Below are 25841 nucleotides of genomic sequence, written 5' to 3'. Positions count from 1 at the left end.
CGAACACCGCGCCGAGGTGGAATCGGACCGTGTTCCCCGACAACCATCGATAGGAGGAGCAAATGAGCCTCGCTCTCGCACATGACCAACGGCATTCTTTGCTGCCCGATTTCACCGATATCTGGAATTCATTGGCTCCGGCAGCGGGCCTGGCATCGATGCTCGGCAACCATCTGCTGCGTGTCGAGGACACCATGGACGACGGCCACTATGTGGTGCGCGCCGAGATCCCGGGCGTGGATCCGGACAAAGATGTGGAGGTCTCCGTCCGGGACGGTCAGTTGACCATCAAGGCCGAACGTTCGGAGAAAGAGGAGAAGAAAGGCCGGTCGGAATTCCACTACGGTTCCTTCTTCCGCACCGTCACCCTGCCGCAGGGCGCGGATGAGGACGGGATCGAGGCCAATTACGCGAAAGGCATCCTGACGGTGTCGGTGCCCGTCGCCGAATCGGGTGGCGAAGCAAAGAAGATCCCGGTGAAGCCAGGCGAATAACACACCCACCGCTCGTCCGAAACCGCCGGGAAATTCGGCCGACTTCCACGGTTACCGGCCCCGACGCGCACCGAATGTTCAGGAGGCGATGGTGGCACCCATTGTCACGGTGACGATGAATCCGACGATCGATCTGTCGACCTCCACGGATCGGGTGACGGCGACGGAGAAACTGCGCTGTGCCCAGCCGCGTATGGACCCGGGCGGCGGCGGTATCAATGTCGCCCGGACGGTGCTCGCGCTCGGGGAGCCGGTGCTGGCGGTGCTGCCCGTCGGCGGCCCCACCGGAACGGTGCTGGAAGAGCTGTTGGATCGTGCCGAGGTGCCACGACGGGTCATCCCTATCGAGGGATCGACCCGGGAGAGCTTTTCGGTCATCGAGAACGAATCCGGACGGCAGTTCCGGTTCGTTCTGCCCGGACCGACCTTGACCGCACCCGAGTGGCGCCGTTGCCTGGACGCCACGATCGACGCCGCGCGTTCCGCGCGGTACGTGGTGGCCAGCGGCAGTCTTCCCCCCGGTGTGCCCAGCGACTTCTATCAAGTGTTGGCCACACGAGTGGTCCGTACGGGTAGTCGTTTCGTACTCGACACCTCCGGGGAGGCGCTACGGCAGATGCGCCACGGCGCGTATCTGGTGAAACCGAGCGTCCGCGAACTCGCTCACCGCGTCGGACGACCGCTGCCCGACCGGGACAGCCGGATCACCGCGGCGCGAGAACTGATCGACCGCGGTGTCAGCGAGCTCGTGGTGGTGTCTCTCGGTGCGGAAGGCGCGCTCATGGTCGGCCGGGACCAGTGGCAGGAGGTCCCGGCGACGCCGGTCGCGGTCGCGAACGCCATCGGCGCCGGTGATGCGATGGTCGCGGGCCTGACCGTGGGATTCGTCCGTGGGCTCGACGCGATGGAGGCGATGGAACTCGGGATCGCCGCGGCATCGGCCTCGCTGGTGACCCACGGCACCAATCCCGGCCACCCCGATCTCATCGCAAACCTCCTCGGAGCCCGCCACGCCACACCGGCTTCGCTGTCGCAGGGCATGGATTGACGACCGGCCGCCACCCGCATTGCCACACTCGATCTGCGGCCGGCCCGACCACGAGCTGCGGAACACCCCTCAGGGGCAGCCGAGGGCCGGCCCGCTGCGGGCCGCCCGGCGACACAAAAACGGCCGTCATGGATGCCGACCGAACAGATGTCGATTTCGACCGGTACTTCGTAGGCGACTGTCGGCTCCGGGCCGGACAGCTCGTAGACCCGGTTGTCCGCACATACGGCATAGACCCGAGATCCTTCTGCCACAACGAATTCGATCGCAGCCGACAATCGGAATCGGCCGGTGACCACACCCTCTGGGGTCAAGGTGAATACGTCACCGCTCTTGGTGCCCAGCCAACAGCCCCGTTCGTCCACGACCACACCGGAAGCCGCGGCACCGGAATGGAAACTCCACAGTATCGTCGCAAGCTCCACCTCCTCGGATGGTTCGAAACCGATGTTGTTCCCGATTGCCGTGGTCCACCTCGTCACTTCATCGGATAAGGACGCGAAAAGTGATATCGTGCAACGATATTCGACGGAAGTGGCCACCGGTAGCGAGAATTCGACACCATAGCCGGCATCCGGGTCGTCTCGACACGCACCATTCCCCGGCCGCGGTCGCTACGACACCGGTATCGTCGCCTGATGCCCGGGTCGCGCGCCCTGCGAGAGCCGGCCGACCGCATCACCGCCCCCGCACCCACAGGACCCCACCATCCTATGACCACCCTCGACGATCTGGACTACGACTCGGCCATCGTCTACGCCATCCCCCTGCGGACCAAATTCCGCGGCATCACCGTCCGCGAAGGCATACTGCTACGCGGGCCCCTCGGCTGGGCCGAGTTCTGCCCCTTCCCCGAATACGACGACCGCGAAGCCGCCCACTGGCTGGCCACCACCGTCGAACAGGCCACCATCGGATGGCCACAACCGATCCGCCACCGCATCCCGATCAACTGCACCGTCCCCGCCGTCGACCCCGACCACGCCCACCGCATCGTCACCACCTCCGGCTGCCACACCGCCAAGGTCAAAGTCGCCGACCACCCCGATTCCCTGTCCGAAGACCTCGCCCGCGTCGAAGCCGTCCGCGACGCCCTCGGCCCCGACGGCCGCATCCGCATCGACGTCAACGGCAAATGGGACGTCGCCACCGCCGTCCCCCGCATCGAACACCTCGACACCGCCGCCGCCGGACTGGAATACGTCGAACAACCCTGCCCCACCATCGACGAACTCGCCGCCGTCCGCCGTCGGGTCGACGTCCCCATCGCCGCCGATGAATCCATCCGCCGCGCCGACGACCCGCTACGCGTGGCCGTCGCCGAAGCCGCCGACATCGCCGTCATCAAATGCACCCCCCTCGGCGGCGTCCGCCGCTCCCTGCAGGTCGCCGAAGCCGCCGGATTGCCCTGCGTCGTCTCCTCCGCCCTGGAAACCAGCATCGGCCTGGCCGCCCAACTCGCCCTCGCCGCCGCACTCCCCCACCTCGACCATGCCTGCGGACTCGGCACCACCTCCCTCCTCGACGGCGACCTCACCCCCAACCCCCTCCGCCCCCTCGACGGCCACCTCCGGCTACCGACCACCCCACTGCAACCGAGCCCGGAACTACTCGACCGCTACCGCCATCCCGACCCCGAACGCACCACCTGGTGGCTGAACCGACTCGCCCGCGTCCGCACCGAACTCCGCCACAACGGTTAGGCCGCCCCCGCACCCCGGAGAACATCCGGCCCGACTGCGCGAAAGCCATCGTCCGGTGCGGTGTCATCTCGGCGCTGTCCCGATCGACGTCGAGAGCCGGATCTGCTGTGCGTCGAGTGGGTCCGTCCGCAGCGGCCCGACCCACAACGCCTATCGAGCGGCGGGGGTGATCCCTGTTACCCGTCCTGTTTCTGCAGCCATTGGTGGAGCTCTCGCCAGTCGATTCCGGCCGGCGCCGTGGCCAGGACCGCACGTAGTAGCCCGAGCCTGGCGGCACGGTCGGCGGGATCGTCGGCCATGACCAGAACGTCATCGAAGAAAGCGGTGAGAGGTTCGACCAGGGTATGGCCGTAGCCGACCCATTCGGTCAGCGCTTTACCGTCCGCGGCGGGGACGGCGTTCATTGCGGCCAGGAGGCGTTGTTCGGCGGGGCCGGTGAGTCGGGTGGCGTCGTAACCGGTGGGCGCGTCGGCGGGCAGGATGCGCATGATTCGCTGTAGCCCTTCCACGAGGGCGCCGAACCGGTCGTCCGCGGCCGCTGCGCGGATCTGGTCGATCAGATCGTCCGCCCGATACGGTGCCGCGGCCGAGGGACGCACCGCGGCGATGAGCCCTGGGTCGACGGCTTCATCTCGGAGTCGCTGCTCGTAGCGGGTGGTGATGAGTTCTTCGGCGGTGGCCAGAACCTCGGGAGCGATGGAGAGGCCTTGCTCGCGGAGTCGGTCGGCGGTTACCGCGAGGCCGGTGGGAATGGTGATGTCGGCGAATTGGGGGTGGTTGCGCAGGATCGCCAGGATTCCGGCCGCCGCCCGCCGCAAACCGTAGGGGTCGGCGCTGCCGGTGAGTTTGGCGCCGACAGCGAGCATTGCGGTCAGCAGATCGAATCGGTCGGCCAAGGCCAGCAGCGCGCCGGGCAGGGTGACGGGGAGGTCGTCTCCGTGTTGGCGGGGTAATTCCATTTCCCACAGCGCTGTGGCCACGGGTTCGGGTTCGCCGGCCTTGTTCGCGTATTCGCGGGCCATGATGCCCGCGAGAGAGGTCATTTCGATCACCATCTGGGTGGCGAGGTCGAATTTCGCGAGGGTGCCGGCACGGGTCAGGGTCGCCGAGTCGGCATCGGAGAGGCCGATACGGGTGCCGAGCTCGGTGGCGGCCGCCGCGATACGGTCGGCGCGATCGGCCATGGTGCCGACCTTTTCATGGAATATCAGCGTGACCAGTCGGGAGCGGAACTCGTCGGGGGTGACGGTCAGGTCGGAGGTCCAGAAGAACGCGGCGTCCTCGAAACGGGCGCGGAGCACGCTTTCGTTGCCCTGGCGGACGATATGGGGATCGCAGTCGCCGTTGGCCATTGTCACGAATATCGGCAACAGGTCGCCGGTTTCGGAGTGGACCGGAAGATAGCGCTGATGTTTGCGCATCACGGTGACCAGGATCTGTTCGGGCAGGTCCAGGTATTTCGGGTCGAAGCGGCCGAGAATGCCGGTGGGTGATTCGACGAGATTGGTGATCTCGTCGATCAGAGCGGCGTTGCCGTTGATATCGATGTGGCCGTTTTCGGCGGCGGCGAGAGCAACGGCCGAGGATACGACACGGTTGCGGCGCTCGACGGGGTCGACGACGATTCCGGCGGTCTCGAGGGCCGAATGGTAACGGTCCGCGGCGGGGATATCGAATGTCGGTGTGGCGGATCGGCGGTGTCCGTGGGTAGCGCGACCGGCCACCAATGTTCCCGCGGTGACCGGAAGGACCTTGTCGTCGAGGAGTGCGGTGAGCCATCGGATCGGACGGGAGAAGCTCAGAACCGGATCACGCCAGCGCATGTTCTTGTCCGCCCGCAGCGACAGGGTGAGCCGGGACAGCACCTCGGTGAGCACCACCGGTGCCGGCCGGCCGGTGCGGGTGCTCTCGACCGCGACGTACTCGACGCCACCGACCTCGACGCGTCGGAGAGCATCGGCCGAGACACCTTGGGAGCGAAGAAAACCGGCGAGAGCCCGGGTGGGGTTGCCGTCGGCGTCGTATGCGGCGGCGACCTTGGGACCGCGACGGAGGTCGACGCCGTCGGGTTCCCGTTCGGCGATGTCGTCGACCCGGACACCGATCCGGCGTGGGGTCGCCTGCACGGTGATCCCACCGTGGGGCAGGGCCGTGGCGTCCAAGAGTTCGGTGAGTATGGTGCGCACATCGGCTGCGCTCGCCGTCACGATATGCGGTGGTAGTTCCTCGGTGCCGATCTCGAACAACAGCACCGCGTTCCGGCTCGAGGTGATCGTGGCCGGATCGACCGGAGGTGTGGCGAGCGGGGGCGCGACGTGCACGCCGCGGGGGTGGCCTGCCTGTTCCCGCAGTTCCGTCCACAGGGTGGCGATCTCCCGGGATTGCCTGCGCATCACCGCGAACCATTTCGCGCGTTCGGCCGTGCTCACTGCGCCGCGCGAGTCCAGGATGTTGAACGCGTGGCTGGACTTGAGGACGTGCACGTGGGCGGGAACCGGCAGCCGGGCGGCGATCATCCGATCGGCTTCGGCCGAGTAGGCGGAGAGGAGGCCGCGGGTGGTGTCCACATCGGCCTCGTCGAGGTAGTACCGCGACATCTCGTACTCGGATTGGCCGAACACTTCGCCATAGGCGACGCCGGGCGCGTAGACGATGTCCTTGAAGTGCGTGACGCCCTGGATCGCCATGAGGATCCGCTCGAGGCCGTAGGTGATCTCCACCGGAATCGGGTCCAGATTCTGGCCCGCCACCTGCTGGAAGTAGGTGAACTGGGTGATCTCCATACCATCGAGCCACACCTCCCACCCCAGACCCCACGCCCCGATCGCCGGTTGGGCCCAGTTGTCCTCGACGAACCGCACATCGTGGGCGTCGAGGTCGATACCCAGCGCGGCCAGCGACCCCAGATACAGCTCTTGCGGGTCGCCCGGTTCGGGTTTGAGGACGACCTGGAACTGGGTGTGGGTTTGTAGCCGGTTCGGGTTCTCGCCGTAGCGGGAGTCGTCGGGCCGCACCGACGGCTCGACATAGGCCACGTTCCAGATTTCCGGCCCCAGCACGCTCAGCAGCGTGGCCGGGTTCATGGTGCCCGCCCCGACCTCGGTGTTGAAGGGCTGGCTCAACAGGCAACCTCGCTGCGACCAGTAGGTCTGCAAACGCAGGATCGCCTCCTGCATCGATACGGGGGCGGAGGTGTCGTTGTCGAGGACAGCTACCTGGGCCATCGGGAAATCCTATCGTCGCCGAGGGCCGGTATTTCCCGCACGACGCCGGTTGCCGGGGTGCGGGAGGGACCCGGCGGACACGGCGCGGTGGATGCGGGCACCGGTGGCGGGCAGGTTTCGACAAGCCCTTGTGTCGGCTCGGACACACAGTGGACGTCGGCGCGCGAACAGACCCACGAGGCCCGAAATCGAAGAATTGTGGCCACTGGAACGAACGCTATTCGAAGGAGATTCCACGTGATGAACACAAGGAAGAAAATCGCGGTGTGCGCGAGCGCCATCGGCATTGCCGCCGGAATAGCGGGACTCCATCCCGCAACCGCGTCCGCGGCGACGTACGGCGGCCAGTGCGGTAAGGGATATGTCGTCATCGATTCACGCGACCTCGAGGGTGGCGCCGTCTACCTCACCTACAACGGCGAGAACAACTGCGTCGTCACCGTACGGGACCGGCCGGGCAAACCTGTGCGGATGGGCGCCGGACTGCGGATATCGAAGGACCGCGACAGTGTGATCGTCGACGACGACGAATACACCGAATTCGCCGGCCCGGTGAAAATCGCGGCGAAGGGCAAGTGCATCGACTGGGGTGGTCTCATCGGTAACGACAAATGGGAGGCGTTCAAGGTGCATTGCGGCTGAGCGAGACCGAGAAATCGTGGCCACCTGGAAATGAACGCTGTTCGGAGGATCCCATGTCGAGATTCACAACCATGATCAATACGACCGCCGTCGCGATTGCCGCCGCCGCTGTTGTGGGCCTGTCCGCACCCCCGGCTGCGACAGCGGACCCGGTGCGACCCGCGCGGCCCGCACCGGCCGCACCTGCGCAGGGACCGGTGAGAACACAAGGATGGCTGGAGATCTACAGCGGGCGGGCACCGCACGGCACCCATGCCGTCGAGCTCACCGCGATCCTCGACCCGATGATCGGGGCGCGCGTGACCGACGGTGCCGGTCACGCGCTCTACCGGTTCGACAAGGACACCGTCGAACCGTCGCGGTCGAACTGCGACGGCGACTGCGCCGCCACCTGGCCGCCGCTATTGGTGAACCGGGGACAAAAGCTCTACGTCGCGGGTGTCGATCCGAAGCGGGTCGGATTCGTCGAGCGGGCGGACGGTTCGTGCCAGATCACCATCGGCGGTTGGCCGGTGTACTACTTCTCGAAGGACAGGCGGCCGGGAGATCTCCTGGGGCAGGGCGTGGGCGGCACATGGTTCGCTGTCGCCCCCACCGGTGGTAGGGCGCTCGCGAAGTAGGTTTTCACCGGGCAAAACGAGCCAGCGCCGCCCGGTCGATCACAGTGATACGGCCACGGGTCAGAACCAGGATATTGCGTTGTTCCAGGTCGCGCAGCACCTTGTTCGCCGTGGCCCGCGTGGTTCCCGCCATGGATGCCAGATCCTGCTGATTGAGCCGGATCTCCGCGACGGAACCCGACCCTCCGTAGATGGAGGCGAGGTCGACCAGACGTCGTACGACCCGGGTTTCGACCGGTAGATACAGCGCCTCCAGCACCTGAGCGGAGAGCCGCCGCACCTGGGCGGCCAATGTGGCGATCATGACCTGGTCGATTTCCGGATGACTCCGCCGCAGAGCCGTCAATCGGTCCCGACCGAGCGTCAACGTCTCGGCGTTCTCGACCGCTTCGACGGTCGCGGTTCGGCGGGAGTTGCCGTCGAGCACCGCCAGTTCGCCGAACGAGTGGCCGGGGCCGAGCATGGTCAGCGTCGCGGTGTCCCCGAACGGGGTGGATACCCGGACGATGAGTCGGCCGGATTCGATCAGATGCAGACAGTCACCGGGATCGCCCTCGTGGCAGAGAACTTCCCGGCGTTTGTAGCGGCGTGGGGTGCATGCGGCGAGGATTTCGCGCCGCTCCGGCTCACGCAATCCACGGAGTATCTCGAAATCGGTGGTCACCGTAATCCATCCAACACATAACAGGTCACCGGTTCGCTCCGGCCTCGCACAGTTACTGTGCCACGGCTGCGCACCTGTGCGCGCGGGCCGAGGTGTGCGTAGGTCGGCGAGCCGATGACCACGGTTCCGGGTTCGGCCAGGCTCTCCAACCGGGCGGCGAGATTCGTCGTGTCACCGATTGCGGTGTAGTTGCGCATCTGCGGCGCGCCGATATTGCCGACCAACGCCGGACCGGTGTTGATCCCCACCCGGAACCGCGGCCAATCGGGGTGCCCGTTCGCCGTTTCGGCGGCCACCCGCTGCAGCGCGAGCCCCGCGCCGGCCGCCCGCAGCGCATGATCCGGTTGGTGGGTCGGCGCGTTGAACACGGCCATGACCGCGTCGCCGACGAACTGAACAACCGTCCCACCGTGGTCCAGGATCGTCGGCACGATCGCGCCGTAATACGTGTTCAACATGTGCACCACCGCTTCCGGGGCCGAGGACTCGGAGAACGGCGTGAATCCCGCCAGATCGGCCATGAGCACACTGACCTCGGCGATCCGACCACCGAGTCCGGCCTCGGACGGATCGGCGATCAGCGCGGTCGCCACCGTGGGCGACATATAGGACCGGAACAGCCCGTCGAGCTGCTGATACAGGCGGGCGTTCTCCACCATGACCGACGTCCGGTCGGCGAACGATCGCAGCATCGCGATCTCGGCATCGGTGAAACGACCTCCCGGACGTCGCGCCTCGAGCACTCCGGCCCGGCGACCCTTGACGACCAGCGGAAACACCACCGACCGCGGATCGGCGGGGCGACCGTCGGGGAAAACCGGTTCGCGGCCGCGGACCAGTCCCAGCCGGAATCGATCCCCTTCGAACGCCTCCGAAACGAGGTGCAGCGCCTCACCGAGCAACTCCTGTTCCCCGCGGATCACGTTCGACCGCTCACCGATCGCCGCCAGCAGACCCAGCCGACGCACCTGCTCCCGCTCGCTCCCCAGCGCGTAAGCGCTCTGCTGCAACACCGCGATCTGGCGTTCGGTGAGCCCGAACCGCTTGGACAACCGGGCTCCGACCGCGCCCAACGGCTCGGTCGAGGCGACGCCGCCGTCGGCACGCGCGCGCAGCGCATCGACCATCTCGTTCAGCGCGTGCGTGTAGTCACGTTCCAACCCCGCGATGGTCTGCCCCAGGGTGATGCCGTCGAAGAGCCCGAGCGTCGAACCCTCGCGCCGGAATTGCAGGTGTGTGCTACCGGAGATGAGCGCGAAGGCGGCCAGCATCAGCACATGCCATTCCCACCACGAGGTGTGCCAACTGCGACTGAAACCCACGGCGAACAGCGCTTCGGCCAGCAGCACGAAGGCGGTGAGCACACTGAGCAGCACCACGCCTCGTCGACGCAGGTACTGGCGACCATAGCGAAATGCCGCGACGAGATAGCACGCCGACCCGACGAAGGTCACACCGACCAGCGGTCCTCTGGCCTCCGCCGGATCGGGCGCATGGTCCAGTGGCGGTAACTGCGCCATCGATATCAATGCCCATGCCCCGAGCAGCAGCGTGGGCAGCGCGGACAACAACCATGCGAAACGGTGTATTCGGGCGGACGCGGCGGGCCCGAATTCCACCGCCGACGCGAGGGCGGCCACACCGCCGAGACCCAGCCCGACGGCCACCGAATAGACGAAGCCGGCATTCGGCGCGAGCAGAATCACTCCGGGTGTCGCCAATGCGTGCAATCCGAGGAAACCCGCGCTGAATTGAAACGCCAGTGAAACCAGGATCAACCTGGCGTCCCCACGCATGCGAGCGGCCCGAAACAACATAACGCCCAGTGCCATCGCGATGGCGGCGGTGGAGAGCACCAACCAGAAATGTGTCCCGTGGTGCTCGTAGTTCATGTCGAGTTCGGGACGGGAGACCAGCAGCCACAACCCGAGCGCCGGCAGTGCCACATGCCCCAGCCACAGTAGAACCTTGACCTTCGACATCACCCGCACGCTACCGTGCGGTCCATCGGAGAGAAACAAGAACAACCGAGCAGGTCGATGGCCCACCTGCGCCTCGATCTACCCGGCCGGGTCACGACGCGTCTCTGCCGGGTTCGGAACAACAACCACCCGAAACCGCCCGGAATCGTGCCTGCAACCCGTGGTCCGATGTGGCCCCCTCGAACCGCCCAGCACGCCGGAACAACCCCGCCGCCCACCCAACGCGGCAACGATCGTGCGCGGGCGGACACCTTGCGGTGGGTCTGGGTCCGGGCGGTGCGGAGCTCGTACTCGGACTGATCAGTTGGAGCCGTTGCGAACCGGCGCGCTGCTGCGGCCCGCCGGCCGGCCGCTGAGCTCGGCATCGAGCGTGGCCTGGGCAACCTGCATTCTTTCGGAATACACAGGATCTTGCAGCCGCTTCCACATCTGGTCTTCGGTGACGTCTTCGACGTGGCAGCTCACCCACCAGATGTTGCCGAATGGATCCTTGATTCGCCCACCGCGCTGCCCGAATGCATCGTCGGAGATCGGAGTGACGATCTGCGCGCCGGCAGCGAGAGCGCGGGAAACGGCTGCGTCCGCGTCGACGACGAATACCCGCAGCAGGCTCGGCATCGCGGCCCAGTCCGCGTGCCGGTCGAACGCCAATACCACGGTATCGCCTACACGGATTTCACCGTGGCCGATCAGTCCGTCTTCGGTTACCACCCGTCCCACTTCCTCGCCACCGAACGCCTCACTGACGAAGTCGAGAAACGCTCCGGTGTCCTCGGTGACCACCCAGGGAGAAACGGTGTTGTATCCCTCTGGTGCCGGGCTGGGTTGTTCGAGCATCTCGGTCCCTTCGTTGTCGATGTCAGCGAAGGTAAACGCCATAACGGTCGGAAACCGACCTAATTTTCCACTCGTACGTCTTGGCCGGTGGCAATACCCACCGACAACCGAGAAACCACCCACCTGCTCACCGGACCGAGGCCGACGAGGCGTTCGGCGAGATCGCGCCGTCGGCGAAAGTGACTGTGCGGGGCTGCCGGCGGCATGATCTCGGAATCACGGCCCGGCCCGATACGGACGCTACTACCATGGGCTCATAGAGTGGACGGATGAGCCGACAATCCTGGCCGACGGGGACGCTTCGATGGGTATCGTCTCGGCGGGGATCGGATGTGCGGTGCGATACGACCGCCAGTGGTCTTGGTTGTCCTGGCCCGGCCCGGACGGCATCATGGTGGCCCGCGCCTCGTGCGGCCCGGAGCGTCCGCGCGCTTTGGCCGAACAGCCCGGTCTACCGTTCCGGCTCGCCGAGCAGCCCGCAACCGCCGACCGGATAGCCGCGCTGACCACGCCGGGGCAGTGGCGGCTACACCCGCCGGTCGCGACGCCGGTGCGGGTGTATCACCCCGAGCCCGACCGTGGTGTGTTGGTGACGTCGGGCTCGCCGGCCTTGGTGGCCGCCTACGCGCCCGCGACTCCGGACGACCTCACCCTGGCTTCGATCCGGTCCGGAAAACGACCGGAAGTGCTGGTACTGAATGCCTCTCGTCCCGGGCAGGACACCGAACTCGCCTTCGTCCTCGACGGGCATGCGGTACTCGCCGCCTATCGTGAGCTCGGCATGAATCCTGTTGTGCGCATTCTGGATTGTGTGTCCGGCGGTGGCGGGCGCCGCATTTGCTGGCATCCGAACGGTAGGCCACGCCGCACATACACCGAAGATTCCGCGGAGTACCGGACGATGATCGCGATCGCCTCCCGACTCATCGAGCAGAACGAGGGGCTACAGGCGTATACACCCGAGCAGTTGGCACCCGAACCCGACGGACACGACCTGTCCTGCTGCGCCACCGAATGGTCCGAATGCATGGTCGAGGACCCGGTGTCGTTCGACACCACCGACCTCGACGACGCGCTGCGAGCTCAACCGCATACATCCCGCCGGGCCCGTCCCTTCTACGCCTCCCTCCACGATCCGGAGGCATCACGGCCCGGTCATCTTGTCGATGTCGTCGACGGTACGGGAGTCGTCCGAGTCTTCGGCTCGCAGGATTGCCCGGAGGCGAGCGTTCTGTGGTTTCGAGGAAAGCCCGCCTACGCCGAAGCGCTCGTCGCGCGCGGTACCTATCTCCATCTGATCGCTCGGCTCGCACCGGAACAACGCCCCACCGGATTCGACGACCTGACCGCATGGCTCGCCGACCCGGTTATCGAGCGTGACCATTCCGGCCGGCCCATGGTGACCCGCGAACTGCTCGACCGAATCACGCCATTGCTGAAGCTCTTCGAACCCGGACAATACGAAATCCGGCTCGAAGAGAATGTGTCGCCTCTCGAACTGGGCATCATTGTCGAGGGGCATCCGGGTCCCTGGCCGTGGCCACCGGGAACCGGAGATCTGCAATTCGGCGCCGGTGGCGATTTCGTTCCCACCGATACGTGGCCGCCGCCCGACCGTGAACGAATCGAGTGGTACCGCACCAGGATCGCGGCGGGCGCGCAACCGGTGGCAGTGCTCGTGGCACCCGGTCCCGCACGACCACGACGTGTCGCTTCGAAACGTTATCTGCTCGATGGGCATCACAAGGTCGCCGCAGGAACCAGAACGTACCTCGAGATCACCCCTTGTCAGGACAACCCGCTCGACAACGAGGAATTCGCGGCGATCCTCGAACCGTACCTGACCGCTCCGCCCTTCTGGGAGGACAGCCCGACTCGGCCTCGAGGTGCGCCCGATCTGCTCTGTTCTCTTGGTGAGTACAGCGGATGCACGGGAAAGCTGAGCGAAGCGGAGTACTACGCACGCTTCGATATCGAGTAGGAATCCGACTGTGCCACAATGACATTACCTCCATCGTGTGCACCACCACCGTTGTCGTCATCTCTCTTTCGGTGTACTTCTTCGCCCTGAAGAACGAGGGTGAGACCGCACTCGATCGGGAACAAGGGCGCGCGTTCCGTCGGATGGCCGGCGCCGGGTTCCCGACCGATGCTCCTATCCGCGCGATCTACTCATAGATGATCACTTCGCCGAACGCGCCGCCGCGCGCCACATTGGTCACGAGTTCCGGCGACACGCGGTTGAACATACCGACAGGCTCGCCACCGAGGATGAGGAGCGCGAGCGTATAGTGCAGCGGGACAATCGCTCCCGGCACCTCACCGGGAGCGTGCAGCTCCATGGGCTTCTCCTCGATGAATCGCTGCGCAACGTGCGGTCCGCCCATGGTCGCGTCGAGATGCGCCCGCCAGTGGTCATCGCTGACCTCGCGGCCGATCACGATATCGCGGCCCATACTCTCCATCTGCGCCTTGACGAGGAAGTCGTCCTTTCGCTCGAGCAACAGGCGCCGAAGGTCGACGAGTTCACCTTCGAAACGCACCTTTCCCTCCGTCATTCGATAGGTTTCCGGGACGAGCCTGGCGATCGCCGCATGCTCGTCCCGGGTGAAGTAGTCCTTGAACGATTCGTCGGTGAGCAGGGCGAGTATCGACTTGTCCTCGGAGAGGAAGATCGGAGGAAATGGCTGGACCACGAGGACCTGACGGCGCTTCATCGCCTCGAGATAGTCCGCGATCTCGTCGTAGTTCGCCGCGATCTGCGCCATATCGTCCTTGTAGAGGACGTCGAGGAATTGGTAGACGATATCGATGCGCAGATCGTCCAGATAGAGCCCGTCGGACTTCAACACGAAGTCCTGGATCTGGCACTTTTCCGCGGCGTGCCCTCGTTGGCGGGCGCCGTCGCGAAGCTCGTGGAGTTCGGCCTCCATCGGAGCGGTACGGGTGTCGGCGATCGCGAACGCGTAGCGGTCGCGCGGGCCGAAGTGACGCGCATGCTGTTCGGTCAGGAAGTCGTAGATCGTGTCCCCGTTGTGGATTCGCTGCGGAACCTCGGTGATGTGCTCGCGCAGGAATCGGTAGGTGTTCCCTGCACGGAACATGTCGTTGAACATCGACGCCCAGATCGTGCCACCGGGACAGCACGTGTTGGGCTCGACGATCTTGAATTCGCCGCTGCGCGATTCGACCAGGTCATAGCGGGCGATCGCGATCGCCGGGTCGGGCAGCACCGGGAGGGTCAGGAACCGCTCGAATTGTTCCAGGTGCGGAAAGAACGCGCGCACCTGCGGATCGGTTCCATAGGCGACGACTACGCGGTTGAGCGCGCCGAAGACCAACGATGCGTCGGCGCACAGGGCCTCGTAGCGACGCCGGTCGAGGCAGTACGGGATGGCGAGGTGCGTGACGAGGTCGTCCGGGTCCTCGACATCGATATTGAGCTCACGGACGCGAGCGGCGCTGTATTCGTAGTCCTCGCGAATCTCGTCGAAGTTGTCGCGCGCATAGTCGGCGAGCAGGCGGTTCGGATCGGTCATGGATTCTCCTCGGGAATGGCGGACACGGGGATTGGGGCGGGCCGGCGCGCGGTCCTGATGACGAGCAGGATCGTCGCGATGCCGAGTAGCCCTTCGGCGGCGGCAGAGAGCGCGAAGCCCGGCAGGGCTCCGAGCGCGCCGACGACGAGACCGGAGGCCAGCATCGCGACAACACGCGCCGGTTCCGCGACGATGCCGAGCGCGGCGAAGATTCGGCCGCACGCCTCCGGTGGGGCTTGGCGTTGGATCTCCGTGGTGGCGAATGTCGTGAGCAGGGTTTCGGTAACGCCGAGCAGTAGGCACAGCGATGCGGCGAGGGCATACCAGCCGGTGCCGCCGAGTACGAGAACGGCGACGGCGTCGCATACCAGGACCGCCCCGAGCGCGTACCGGCTCGACAGTGGGGCGCGCTCGCGTCGCGCGAGCGCGATACCGGTCACCACGGCCCCCGCGGCCGCGATTGCCGTCATGTACCCGACTTCGGCGGCGCCGCCCCACTTCCGCTCGTCGACGAGCGGGAAGAACATCGGCCCTTGGAACGCGACGAGCACGGTGAGCGTGGCCGACACCAGCATCGGGTACCGCACGGCCGGTGTCGCGCGTACGGCGACGATCCCGGCCAGCAGTTCACGACGCAGCCCGGTCGACGCCGCGCGTTCCCGCGCCGCCTTCGTGGCGGGCAGTGTCGCCAGCACGACGGCGCAGATCCCATATGTGGCAGCGTCGATGTAGAAGCAGACCGCGATCGGCACGGATGCGATGAGCAGACCCGAAAGGCCGATACCGATCGCCATGATCACACCGTTACCGGTCTGTTCCAGGGCGTTCACGGTCAGCAGGCGGCGCGCGTCCACGAGCTCGGCGGTCAACGCCCGGTACGTCGGCGCGTAGACGGCGTTGAAAGTGCCCGCGGCGAAGGCCAGCGCGAACAGCTGCGGTAGCGACTGCGCGAAGGGGATCAGCACGAAGATCAGGCACCGCGCCATATCGCAAGCGATCAGGACACGCCGCCGGTCGAACCGGTCGGTGATGTACCCGACCATGAGTCCGAATGTCGCGTACGGAATCGCCTGCACTGCCGCCAGATACGCCCAGTCGTGCGGTGAACCCGACATCTGGACGAGCTGGGCCATCAGCGCGATACGCGACACGGCGGTGCCGAGCTGCGACACCAGGTACCCGCCGAGGATCCGGCGCATGACCGGATCCCACCGCGCCGCCGCGATATCGCCCGTCATCGGGCGTACGACTCGCCGCCGGTCGATGCCTTCACGACATCGCGGACCGCGGAGAACGCAAGGAGCAGCTCGTCGACCTCGTCGTCGGTATTGGCGGCGGTGACAGTGATGCGAAGTACCTCCTCACCGCGCTTGACCATCGGGAACGGGCAAACGGTGACCAGGATGCCACGCTCGAACAACAGGTTCGCGCACTTCTCCAACAGGCCGGAATCGCCGATACGCACCGAGACGATCGGGAACCCGGTCCGGTTGTCGACCTCGAAGTCCAGACCGCGCAGTCCGACGATCACTCGCTGCGTCAGCCGCCACAGACGGTCACGGATCACGTCACCACGGATATCGTTGATCGCGAGTCCTTGCTGCAATGTGGCCAAGGAAGCGGTCGGAGACGGCCCGGAGAGGTCGTACGGCGTCGCGAACGTTTTGACGAAACGCTGCATCTTGTTCGAGCACGCAACGAACGCCGCGAGCGACGAGTAGGCCTTCGAGCAGCCGCCGACGTAGAGGATATTGTCGTAGTCCGCGGCGCAGTGCCGGACGATCCCATTGCCGCGCTCCCCCAGCGGACGTGCCGCGCTGGGTTTTTCGCCCACGACTCCGAAACCGTGCGCGTCGTCCACGTAGACCACGGCGTCGTATTCGGCGGCGAGCCGGGTGAGTCCCTCGATATCGGCGTGATCGCCGGTCATGCTGTAGACGCCGTCGACGAGGATCACCTTGCGCGGATTGTCGCGATGGGTGTGTAGGAGATCCTGTAGCGCCGCCAGGTCATTCTGCGGGTAGCTGACGAGCGTCGCACCGTTGTCGCGCGCGATCTTCGCGCCCTCGTACATCGTCTCGTGGCCGGACTTGTCGAGTAGGAGTACGCCCGAGCGACCGACCAGGGCGGGAATGACTCCGATCGAGATCAGCGTCACCGTCGGGATGATCACCGACGCTTCCGTACCGACCAGCGCGGCCAACTGCTCCTCGAGATCGACATAGATCTGAGGGCTGGCCACGAGTCGACACCAGCTCGGGTGGACACCCCAGCGCTCGATGCTCGCGGCGACCCCGCTCGTCAGCTCCGGGTCGAGATCCAGACCCAGGTAGTTGCAGGACGCGAAGTCGATCACCCAGTGGTCGTCCCGCACCCGGATCCGACGGCCGTCGATCTCCCGCGCGGTCACGTCGTACTGCCGGATATCGTCGAACATGCTGCTGATGAGGCTGCGGCGACTCTCCGCCTGCGCGCAGGCCTCGATATTGTCGAATGCACGGCTCATGACGCACCTTCCAATTGGCTGGTCGAATAGTCGGAAAGATCGGAGAATGCAGCGGGGGCGGATCCGGTTTCCGCCAATGCCAGTGCGGCGTGCTCGCCGAGCCGGACGCGGTCGACCTTCCCCGAAGAGGTGGTCGGTAGCGCGTCCCGCCGCTCGATCAACCGCGGGATCATGTACGACGGCACTATGTGCTCGAGATGGCGGCGTACCTCGTCGCTCGTCACCTGCCGCCCCCGCAGCGGCGTGTAATAACAGGCAAGTGTGTAGCCGGTGCCGTTGTGCGTATCCGGCACCGCGACGACCACACTTTCGTCGATATCGGCATGTCGGGCGAGCGCGGCTTCGATCTCACCCAGCTCCACGCGATGACCGCGCACCTTGACCATATGGTCTCGGCGACCGCGGTAGTGCAGAACGCCGGCCTCGTCGCGGACTCCGAAATCCCCGGTTCGCCAGAAGTATGCCGGAAACCGATGGAAGGGGCTGCGCACGAAATGCGCGGCGGTCTTCTCCGGCATACCGAGGTAGCCGAGGGTCACGGTCCCGCCGCGGCACCACAGCTCGCCGAGTTCACCGGGCCGGCACAGTCGTGGCGGGTTCTCGTCCGCGACCACGATGATCTCGGTGTCGTCCACCTCGCGACCGAGCGGAACCGGAGTGTCGTCATCCGGCAGTTCGCCGACCCACTGGCATGTGATGATGTTGGTCTCGGTCGGCCCGTAGATATTGGCGATCCGCGTTCGCGCGCCCAGTGTTTCACGCAACCGCCGCAGCTGCGCGGTCGGGAACGGTTCACCCGCGTACATGATCTGGCGCAGGGGTGGCGCGGCCTTCCCGAGGTCGCCGCGGTTCATCAGCGCGATGAACGTCGACGGCGTCGTGTAGAGGACCGTGGCCCCTTCCCTCGCCATCAGATTCACGTAGTCGCGGTGTCGCTCGTCGGTACCGCGCGCTCTCGTCCAGTCGAACGTGACCAGCTTCGCCCCCACGGACAGTGAGTTGAAGATATCGAAGACCGACAGATCGAACTTGAACGGCGCACGCGACATCACGACGTCATCGCTGGTGATCCGGAACTCTTTCTGCATCCAGTCGGTGAATGTGCGCGCGTTGCGGTGGGTCAGCATGATCCCCTTGGGGACCCCGGTCGAGCCGGAGCTGTGCAGGACGTACGCGAGGTCGTCGGCGAGGATTCGGCGCGGGGCCGGCTCGCCGACCGGAGAACGGTCGTCGACTTCGTTCGTGAGCAGGACCCGACGGATCGAGGGCGCTTGCGCGAGTTCGGGATGCCGGGACAGATACACGGGGTCGGCCACAATCACGTCCAGGCCGGTGCTGTCGATGATGCCGCGAAGACGCTCGGTCGGGGCGTGCTCGTCCAGGGGGACATAAGCACAGCCCGCGCGCAGTGCGCCGAGTACCGCCGCGATGCTCTCCGCGGCCACGGGAGCGAGGATGCCCACGAACGGGTTCCGCCGCGGTGAGGGCTTCAGGTCGGCGAGGGCGCTCGTCCACGCGCGGACGACGCGTTCGAGCTCTCGATATGTGCAAGACCGACCGTCCTCTCCGACGATCGCCGTGTGCTCCCGATACTCCGCCATCGCCGCGAGGACAGGTTCATGGAGCAATAGCGTCATCAGGCCACCTCCAAATGGACGACGGCCGCATCGACCACCTCACCGTGGACACATTCGATACGCGCACCGGGCCGGTCCAGCGCGAGATCCCGAGCAATACGGTCGATATCGATCGCGGCGTCGAGCCGTGGTCGGTCGGTGCCGAACACGTGTCGGAGATAGCCACTGCGGATCTTCTCGGCGCGCTCGGTGAAAGACCATGTGGTGACGACCACGGTGTCCCCAGGAGCCACCAGCCGGCGCAATACCTCGATCGGCTTGTGGAGGTATGGGAACACATTGAAGGTGAACACCCACAGCAGCGGCGACCCGGGTAGTTCCGACCTGCCGATCTCATGCAGCGAACGCAGGTGAACGGTCGAAACGCAGCCGGTGGGGGCCTCCCACGAGATCAGCCCGAGCGGGTCGACCACCACGCAGCGGCCGAGCGCCTTCGCCGGTACGGCCAGATGGGTGGACCCGGCTCCACCCACAACGATCATGGAGTATTCGCCCGGAACAGTGAGGCGTTCGACCACGTCCGTCACGAGGGCGGTTTCCTCGGCCATGAATTCGCTTGCGTGGGCGAGCGCGTCGAATTCGATCATCCGGCGAAAATCGTCCTGACCCACCAAAGGCGATTCACCGGTTTGCTCCGAGGCCATGGGAGAAAACGTTCTCTCTCGGATAGAGTTTTTTTGCACAGAATTATTCAGTGCGCGACCAGACATCATAGCCCGTTCTGATTGAATAGATGTCCATGTATACCCACGGAGATATGCGTGACACCCCTGGGTTTCATGAAAGATTTGACAAGACTCGCTTGCTTCGATGCAGTCCAGAGAGACCACACCGCTTCCCGCTCGAACTTCAAGGATCCCAAGGGCCGGCACCGGGACACATTACGTGGTCTTCTTCCACGAGATGTCTTGTCAGAGGCATCTTTTCGATGCTACGAGCCGCGGGGTCCGCGAGGCTTCCCATGGCGACCTCCTGAATTTCTGAACTACGCGCCGAATTTTTCAAGATCCGGCGCGCAGGAGTTTCATTCACCGAGCACGCACAGGAAAGCGATACAAGAAGACCCCTACCCATGAATCCCGGAAGGAGTTTCGATCACCGTATCGAGTCGATGAATCTCCAGCGCAAGCAGCGCTACGAAAAGTTGAATCAACCGCCTCTCGGGTGGTCCACCGAAAATTACATCGCGCGAAACAGGACCATGCTCGGTACGCTTTGATCGTCCGTAGGACCGGGCACCTGATCGCCACGCCGATACTAACGCTACCTGATGCCTCAATCAAGGATGTACCGTTATTTAACGACACAAAGACGTTGTCGCGCAGCGTGAGTCATGTTTCGGCCGGCGAACGGCAGTTCGCCGGACCGGCGGGAGCCCCTCGCGTACCGTCGGAGGGCTCCGGCGAGGCGGGCGTTGCCGGCCGAGCGGAACGGACCGCCCGTCCGCGGCGAGAGGCAGCGGCACCGAAACCAGCGCACACCGCAGCCGGGCGATGTCGATCCGGCCGCGGTCCAGAGCCGCATGAACGCGGCCATATCATCGCCAATGTTCACCGACCAACAACAACTTCGGCAACGATCACACCGGCCCGCCCGCACACAACACCGCATTCATCAGATCGAACGCCGCAGCCGTCCGCCGAAGCAGGCACCGGTAGAACTCTCACCGGAACCCCGAGAGGCCCCGGCCGTGCCGGCGCAGCCGGTGTCGTGCCCACTATCCAACCGAAGCCCATGGTTGTCGAACGTCCTTCTGCCACAAGAGAACCTGATCGGCCAAGGGCTTCACCCATGACCACCCGGGGTCGCAAAACAACAGCTCAGGGGTTAAAACTCGAGCTAGCATCGGGACGATCCCCGATCCCTGATCCAAAGGAAACCGTATGGCGAAGTTCTTCCGACGCATGGTGGTAAGTGCTGCGCTGGCCGTTCCCCTGATGGTGGGCGGAGTGAACGGCACCGCGGCGGCCGCACCGACCACCGTGTTACCGATTCCGGTGGTCGCCGGTCCGGAAATCGGTCGCATGTCGAAGTTGTTCACCACCATTACGGTGGCTGCGACGGTCGAGCAACCCGGTATCGTGACCTTCGATGTTCCGGCATTGGTGCCGCACCACTACGCGTACTATGGCCGATGGATCACTGTGCAGTGGCACAACCTGCGCACGGATGCGACCGGCAGCGTGGACCTGCGGTACTGGCAGCAAGCGGATCCATCGCTTCCGGACAATTTTCCCGACGAATACTCCAAGAAACTGCCCGCCTCGGCGAGTGCGGCGACAGACACCGGCCCCATCGTCGTGACCGTCGCCCATAAGCAAGGAAATATCTATCAAAGGCCGCCGATGTCGAACGCGTTGGTTCCCGGGGCAGGGGTTGTGTTCGCCTGATCGGCTTCACCGCGATCGACCGGGCCCACCGCCGGCGTGGCGGGCGGGCGCAGGCTCCGACCGGTGACCACCTTACGTACCCACCCTGGTCATATCGGTTCACCGCCGTACGGTGAAATCATTTCGGTGGCAATCTGTTACGTGTGGTGGGTATGGAGACAGGGGGCGCGCTCCGGTTGATCGCGGCGCTGGTGCGGCCGGTGATGACGCTGTATCGGATATGGCGGCCGAGCACCGACAGGACATCGGTCGCGGTCCTGAGCGATCACCTGGCCGTGGCCGTTCGACGCACAGAACAGCGACTGCAACGAGAGTGCGGGCCGATGCCAGTTCGTTCATACACGTCGAATACACCGCCGCATCGACACGCCGGGACAGTGAGGCACTCGATTCGGCCGAAGTCGAGGATATCGCCACCCACTTCGACCTCTTGGAGCGACCACACCGGCGACGAATGGTCGTGCTCGGCGACCCGGGTAGCGGCAAAACCGTGGCCGCGACCTACCTGGTGCTCGGATTACTGGGCATGCACCGGGAGCTGCCTGACGCTCGCCGCACCGAGGAGCCGGTACCGGTGCGGGTCGACGCCGCCGGCTGGGACTGCACACGCAGCCTGACCCACTGGTTGGTCACTCGCCTCCGCTACGACTACCGGCTACATCTGCGGGTGGGCCGGGAGATGATCGACCGCGGACTGATCCTGCCCGTCATCGACGGTCTGGACGAAATGGACCCTCCCAACGGCGACAGATCCCGCGCCCGCGCTCTGCCGGACCGACTCAACCGCGCCCCTGGCGTAACCGGCCGGTCGTGGTCGTGTGCCGCACCAGTGAATTCGAGCACCTGACCCGTCTGGGCCGAGACAACGGCCTGCACGGCGCCACCACCCTCACCCTGCAACCCCTACCCGTGACGCGGATCGGTGACCACCTGACCACCTACCAGCACGACATCGGCGCCGATCACCCCGCCTGGACCGATCTCATCGCCCACATCCGCGACCATCCCCAAGGCCCCGTGGCCACCGCACTACAAACCCCCTGGCTGCTCGGCCTCACCGCCACCGCCTTGCATCACGCCCCGGATGTCGCCGTCCGTCTCCTCGACTGCCCCGATCCCGAGGCGGTGCGTGAGCTGTTGTGCGCCGCCCAGATCCCCGCCGCTGTCGCCGCGACCGACGACAGCGGCGACTATCGTGACTACACCGTCGACAACGTCGAGACCTGGCTGCGCTCCCTGGCCCACTGCCTCCAACACCGCCACCGGACCGGCCGCGATGGCACCGGCATCCGGCTCGGCGAAATCTGGGAAATCGCAGGACAAACCCGCACAGGCGTCCTACACGGCCTCACGGTTGGGCTCTTGGCCGGACTCTCGAGCGGAATCCTGCTTACGTGCACGTTCGACTCTGCACTCGGAATTCGGTTCGGACTTGCGAATGGAGGCGTCGCTGCGGCCACCGCTGTCCTTGTGCAGCCTTCGGCGATTCGTTTCGTATGGACCAAGCCTTCTCACTTCCCCTGGCGAGAGGGGCTCGTATATGGGAGCTTGGCCTGGCTCGTGGTCGGGGTCGTGTCGGGGCTCGACGTCGCCCCCGAAGTCGGGTTCATGCGCGGGCTTGAGCTCTGGCTCACGTTTGCCCCCATGACAGGCCTTATGTTCATGCTCATGTTCGGGGGCGCCACAGGTCGATTCTACGCTGCAGCGCTGATCTTCCGATTCGCCAACAAGTTCCCGATGCGACCCGCTGACTTCCTCGACCGGGCTCGCCGCAGCGGTTTGCTTCGTGTGAACGGCACCGCCTACCAATTCCGCCATCAGACCTATCAGCAGTGGATCCAACAGGCCCCCTCTTTACCGGACCGCACGGTATCACCCATGGACGTGGCATAACCCGAGGCGCTATAGGCGCGAACCACCGTCGGACGAAAACGAAGAGGGCCGCATCTCTCTTTCGGTCGAAAGGCGGCATTGACCTGGATGAGGACGGTGAGTGGATCGAGGAGTATCTCGAGCGGATTCGTGGGATCGAACGTGTCGATCCCCTGCGATCCCGAGTAGCGGCGCTGCTCGAACGGAGGCAACGCCTCGAGGCGCTCAGGATTGCGTGGGCGACGGCACATGATCTCAGGTCGTAAGAGGCAAAGGAGCACATCGAGGCCGTGGCGGCCGGAGTGCCGAGCGCTCTCCTTTCTTTCCTCGTCGAATCACACTGTTCGGCAATGGTTTTCGGACCCGAAACACTATCCGGGTGTTGCTCGCCGAGCGTGGAGCCGACGCCAGAAGCTGTCGAGGACAGCGCTGTCCTGGCGAATGTGCGCACGGAAGCGCTCCACGAATCGCTGTTCGGCTTCGAGGAGTTCGAGGCGGTAATGGTATTCGATGAGGAACAACGGGTCGACATCCGAGGCGGCGCGGATTGCGGCGCGCTGTTGTTCGGCCTGCTCCACGAGGGCACGGTGTCGCTGGTCGAGCAGTGCGGGCACCTCGTCCGGGGACAGCACAACGACCAGCGATAGCGCTGCCTCGAATTGCCTGTATTCCTTGGCGGGCACCGAGACCAACTCGCGCATCCGTTCACGTAACCGCTCGGAACCGGATTCGGTGTTTCGGTACACGGTGCGTTCCGGGCGCCGTCCCCCGCGTTCGGAACCGAGGGCTTCGATGTACCCGGCGCGGACGAGCTGGTTCACCACCATGTACAGCGAGGAGTATTTGTAGTCGATGCTGCGGCCGGCGTTGCGTTCCTCGAGCAGTTTGCCGAGTTCGTACGGGTGCATGGGGCGCTCGACCAGATACGCGAGTACGGCCAGTGCGAGGGGGTTGTGCAAAGGATCCCGCCGAGCCGCCATGGGACCCCCTCCGGATCTGCTATAGGTCGAGCACGATGCGTTGGCTGTGGGCGCGCGAGACGCAGGGGTAAATGATATCGGCGCGGTCGCCTGATTGCAGCACGGCGTCGCGGTGGTCGGGAATTCCGGCGAGCAGGCGGGTGGCGCAGCTGCCGCACACACCGTTCTCGCAGGACAGATCGACGGCCGGGTTGACGTCTCGGATAACGGACAGCAGTGTGCGGTCGGTGGGTACGTGCACGACCACACCGGATCGACGAAGCTCGGCATCGAATGGGGTGTTCACCGCATCGATGACTCGGGCGTTGGCGGCGAATCGCTCGGTGTGCAGGCGCACGTCGGGGAATCGCGCCGCGGCTGTCTCCATCGCCGTGAGCAGTTCCTCGGGTCCACAACAGAACACGGCCACGTCGCCGGGAGCCTCCCGCAGCAATGTCTCGAGGTCCGGCCGCGGATGGGTGTCGGCGGGGAGCAAGGTGACATGGTGGGGGTATCGCCGAATCAGGTCGGCCCCGAACGCCATACGCGACAACGATCGCCCGCGATAGACCAATCGCCATTGCGCACCGGAGCGATGAACCCGATCGATCATGGGAAGGAGCGGGGTGATGCCGATCCCGCCCGCGACGAACAGGTACGCCCGGGCATCGACCAGTGGAAAATGACTACGCGGGCCGCGAATTTCGACGTTTGCCCCGGCACGTAGCCCGTGCGCTTCTCGCGACCCGCCACGTCCCTCCGGCTCCTTCCGCACCGCGATGCGGTAGCTCGTGGGGTCGGCCGGGTTACCGCACAGAGAGTACTGGCGCACCAGCCCTGACGGTAGTACGAGATCGATATGCGCGCCGGGCTCCCAGCCGGGCAATGTGGGTCCATCGGTGGGCCGTAGATCCAGTACCACGGTGTCCTCGGCGACGATGTGGGTTTCGGCGACGGTCGCCCGAATCCGCTGTTGTGTTCGCCTCGACGGCAGCAGGCGACGGCCACGAGGAGTCCTGCCGCCCGGCTTGTACAAAGACAGCAGTACCGCCCCGATCAGGCAGAGCAGCGCGCCGCCGAAACCCCACAGCGACACATCGGCCGCCGCGGTGAGTTCCTTCGGTGTTCCGCCGATTTCGGCGAGGTGCGCGGCCTGTTCGGCGGCGCGCTCGAGAGCGTCGTGCAGAAATCCGAACGCCACGAACAAGATTCCCACGGCGATGGCCAGCTTGATGGCAACCCAGTAGTACCGAATCAACCCCCAGTTCGTGGTGATACCGAGCGCCAGGCCGGTGAGGACCGTGGCGAAGTTGGTCCACGGCAGCAGCGTGGTATCGAAAACCTCCATCAACTCGTAGATCACCCGACTGGTCTCGATATCGTCGGCGGTCATCGCAACCAATGCCATGGCGGTCATTACCAGCGCGGTGCCGACCCAGCACGAAGAGGCCACCACGTGAGCAGCGACCAATGCCTTGCGCGGCCGCGGCTCCAATCGTCCCGCCATCATCGCCACCGCCGGTACCACCAACCAGGTAGCGAACATCGCGACCATATCGCCTACCAGAAAACCTTGCAGCACAGTCGCAATGACCAGCACCCAGCCCACACCGAGCACCACCGGACGCGGCGCTGCCGGGCGGACGGTTATCAGCAACCCGAGGCCGGCGGCCACGATCACAAGAGCACACCACATCGGCACACGCGCTGCGCCCACGGTCGCC

The 25841-nt window shown here is 65.4% G+C and carries 21 protein-coding genes; 10 read left to right on the top strand and 11 right to left on the bottom strand.

Features of this window, described 5'->3' with window-relative positions; translation table 11 throughout:
- Positions 1 to 62 precede the first annotated feature (62 nt).
- From ON32_RS26560 to ON32_RS26545, 3 genes are all read left to right on the top strand, one after another.
- Positions 63 to 494: an Hsp20/alpha crystallin family protein gene (locus ON32_RS26560; protein WP_040793748.1), complete on the top strand. Its 432-nt coding sequence runs from the start codon at positions 63 to 65 to the stop codon at positions 492 to 494.
- Positions 495 to 582: 88 nt separating this feature from the next.
- Positions 583 to 1542 carry a 1-phosphofructokinase family hexose kinase gene (locus ON32_RS26555; protein ID WP_083874813.1) on the top strand — a complete coding sequence of 320 codons (960 nt, stop codon included), beginning with the start codon at positions 583 to 585 and terminating at the stop codon, positions 1540 to 1542.
- A gap of 713 nt (positions 1543 to 2255) precedes the next feature.
- Positions 2256 to 3245 carry an o-succinylbenzoate synthase gene (locus ON32_RS26545; protein WP_040793812.1) on the top strand — a complete coding sequence of 330 codons (990 nt, stop codon included), beginning with the start codon at positions 2256 to 2258 and terminating at the stop codon, positions 3243 to 3245.
- Between the two features lie 176 nt (positions 3246 to 3421).
- Here the strand turns inward: ON32_RS26545 and ON32_RS26540 are convergent, their stop codons facing one another.
- On the bottom strand, positions 3422 to 6469 hold the full coding sequence (locus ON32_RS26540) for a glycine--tRNA ligase (RefSeq protein WP_051133722.1): 3048 nt from the start codon (positions 6467 to 6469) through the stop codon (positions 3422 to 3424).
- 240 nt (positions 6470 to 6709) lie between these two features.
- On the opposite strand from ON32_RS26540, the gene ON32_RS26535 reads away from it, so the two are divergent.
- Positions 6710 to 7111, top strand: coding sequence for a hypothetical protein (locus ON32_RS26535; RefSeq protein ID WP_040793746.1), 402 nt, complete (start codon positions 6710 to 6712; stop codon positions 7109 to 7111).
- A 53-nt stretch (positions 7112 to 7164) separates the two neighbouring features.
- A complete protein-coding gene (locus ON32_RS26530) occupies positions 7165 to 7731 on the top strand; it encodes a hypothetical protein (RefSeq protein WP_040793745.1) in 567 nt (188 codons plus the stop codon).
- Positions 7732 to 7735: 4 nt separating this feature from the next.
- Here ON32_RS26530 and ON32_RS26525 read toward each other — a convergent pair whose 3' ends face one another.
- The 3 genes from ON32_RS26525 to ON32_RS26510 form a co-directional block, all read right to left on the bottom strand.
- Positions 7736 to 8395, bottom strand: coding sequence for a Crp/Fnr family transcriptional regulator (locus ON32_RS26525; protein WP_040793744.1), 660 nt, complete (start codon positions 8393 to 8395; stop codon positions 7736 to 7738).
- A complete protein-coding gene (locus tag ON32_RS27425; RefSeq protein ID WP_157224390.1) occupies positions 8392 to 10377 on the bottom strand; it encodes an adenylate/guanylate cyclase domain-containing protein in 1986 nt (661 codons plus the stop codon). The genes ON32_RS26525 and ON32_RS27425 overlap by 4 nt, the downstream gene beginning before the upstream one ends.
- A 300-nt stretch (positions 10378 to 10677) precedes the next feature.
- A complete protein-coding gene (locus tag ON32_RS26510) occupies positions 10678 to 11256 on the bottom strand; it encodes a VOC family protein (protein ID WP_245551309.1) in 579 nt (192 codons plus the stop codon).
- 262 nt (positions 11257 to 11518) lie between these two features.
- Here ON32_RS26510 and ON32_RS26505 point away from each other — a divergent pair, with 262 nt between their 5' ends.
- Together ON32_RS26505 and ON32_RS29805 are read left to right on the top strand one after the other, a co-directional pair.
- Positions 11519 to 13195 carry a hypothetical protein gene (locus ON32_RS26505; RefSeq protein WP_040793742.1) on the top strand — a complete coding sequence of 559 codons (1677 nt, stop codon included), beginning with the start codon at positions 11519 to 11521 and terminating at the stop codon, positions 13193 to 13195.
- 35 nt (positions 13196 to 13230) lie between these two features.
- Positions 13231 to 13392 (top strand): hypothetical protein, encoded by a 162-nt coding sequence (locus tag ON32_RS29805; RefSeq protein WP_157224389.1) that lies wholly within the window; start codon positions 13231 to 13233, stop codon positions 13390 to 13392.
- Here the strand turns inward: ON32_RS29805 and ON32_RS26500 are convergent.
- The 5 genes from ON32_RS26500 to ON32_RS26480 are packed head-to-tail and all read right to left on the bottom strand — an operon-like array spanning position 13383 to position 19540.
- On the bottom strand, positions 13383 to 14753 hold the full coding sequence (locus tag ON32_RS26500) for an ATP-grasp domain-containing protein (RefSeq protein WP_040793741.1): 1371 nt from the start codon (positions 14751 to 14753) through the stop codon (positions 13383 to 13385). The genes ON32_RS29805 and ON32_RS26500 overlap by 10 nt on opposite strands.
- Complete coding sequence (locus tag ON32_RS26495) at positions 14750 to 15991, bottom strand: MFS transporter (protein ID WP_040793740.1); 1242 nt, start codon at positions 15989 to 15991, stop codon at positions 14750 to 14752. Before ON32_RS26495 ends, ON32_RS26500 begins: the two co-directional genes overlap by 4 nt.
- Positions 15988 to 17259 (bottom strand): aminotransferase class I/II-fold pyridoxal phosphate-dependent enzyme, encoded by a 1272-nt coding sequence (locus tag ON32_RS26490; protein WP_051133720.1) that lies wholly within the window; start codon positions 17257 to 17259, stop codon positions 15988 to 15990. The genes ON32_RS26495 and ON32_RS26490 overlap by 4 nt, the downstream gene beginning before the upstream one ends.
- On the bottom strand, positions 17256 to 18896 hold the full coding sequence (locus ON32_RS26485) for an amino acid adenylation domain-containing protein (protein WP_051133719.1): 1641 nt from the start codon (positions 18894 to 18896) through the stop codon (positions 17256 to 17258). Before ON32_RS26485 ends, ON32_RS26490 begins: the two co-directional genes overlap by 4 nt.
- Positions 18896 to 19540 carry a hypothetical protein gene (locus ON32_RS26480; protein WP_040793739.1) on the bottom strand — a complete coding sequence of 215 codons (645 nt, stop codon included), beginning with the start codon at positions 19538 to 19540 and terminating at the stop codon, positions 18896 to 18898. The genes ON32_RS26485 and ON32_RS26480 overlap by 1 nt, the downstream gene beginning before the upstream one ends.
- 1239 nt (positions 19541 to 20779) lie before the next feature.
- Between ON32_RS26480 and ON32_RS27420 the strand changes: the two genes are divergently transcribed.
- From ON32_RS27420 to ON32_RS26465, 3 genes are all read left to right on the top strand, one after another.
- Complete coding sequence (locus ON32_RS27420; RefSeq protein WP_051133718.1) at positions 20780 to 21286, top strand: hypothetical protein; 507 nt, start codon at positions 20780 to 20782, stop codon at positions 21284 to 21286.
- A 454-nt stretch (positions 21287 to 21740) separates the two neighbouring features.
- Positions 21741 to 22133, top strand: coding sequence for a hypothetical protein (locus ON32_RS26470; RefSeq protein ID WP_157224388.1), 393 nt, complete (start codon positions 21741 to 21743; stop codon positions 22131 to 22133).
- Positions 22097 to 23179: a hypothetical protein gene (locus ON32_RS26465; protein ID WP_040793737.1), complete on the top strand. Its 1083-nt coding sequence runs from the start codon at positions 22097 to 22099 to the stop codon at positions 23177 to 23179. The genes ON32_RS26470 and ON32_RS26465 overlap by 37 nt, the downstream gene beginning before the upstream one ends.
- Positions 23180 to 23529: 350 nt before the next feature.
- Here the strand turns inward: ON32_RS26465 and ON32_RS26460 are convergent, their stop codons facing one another.
- Complete coding sequence (locus ON32_RS26460; RefSeq protein WP_040793736.1) at positions 23530 to 24138, bottom strand: PadR family transcriptional regulator; 609 nt, start codon at positions 24136 to 24138, stop codon at positions 23530 to 23532.
- Positions 24139 to 24157: 19 nt separating this feature from the next.
- On the bottom strand, positions 24158 to 25834 hold the full coding sequence (locus tag ON32_RS26455) for a PDR/VanB family oxidoreductase (protein WP_245551308.1): 1677 nt from the start codon (positions 25832 to 25834) through the stop codon (positions 24158 to 24160).
- Between the last annotated feature and the right edge of the window lie 7 nt (positions 25835 to 25841).

Source organism: Nocardia paucivorans NBRC 100373 (assembly GCF_000308675.1).
GTDB lineage: Bacteria > Actinomycetota > Actinomycetes > Mycobacteriales > Mycobacteriaceae > Nocardia > Nocardia paucivorans.
Note: the sequence above shows the minus strand (reverse complement) of the source record. Positions and strands in the feature narration are given on the sequence as shown.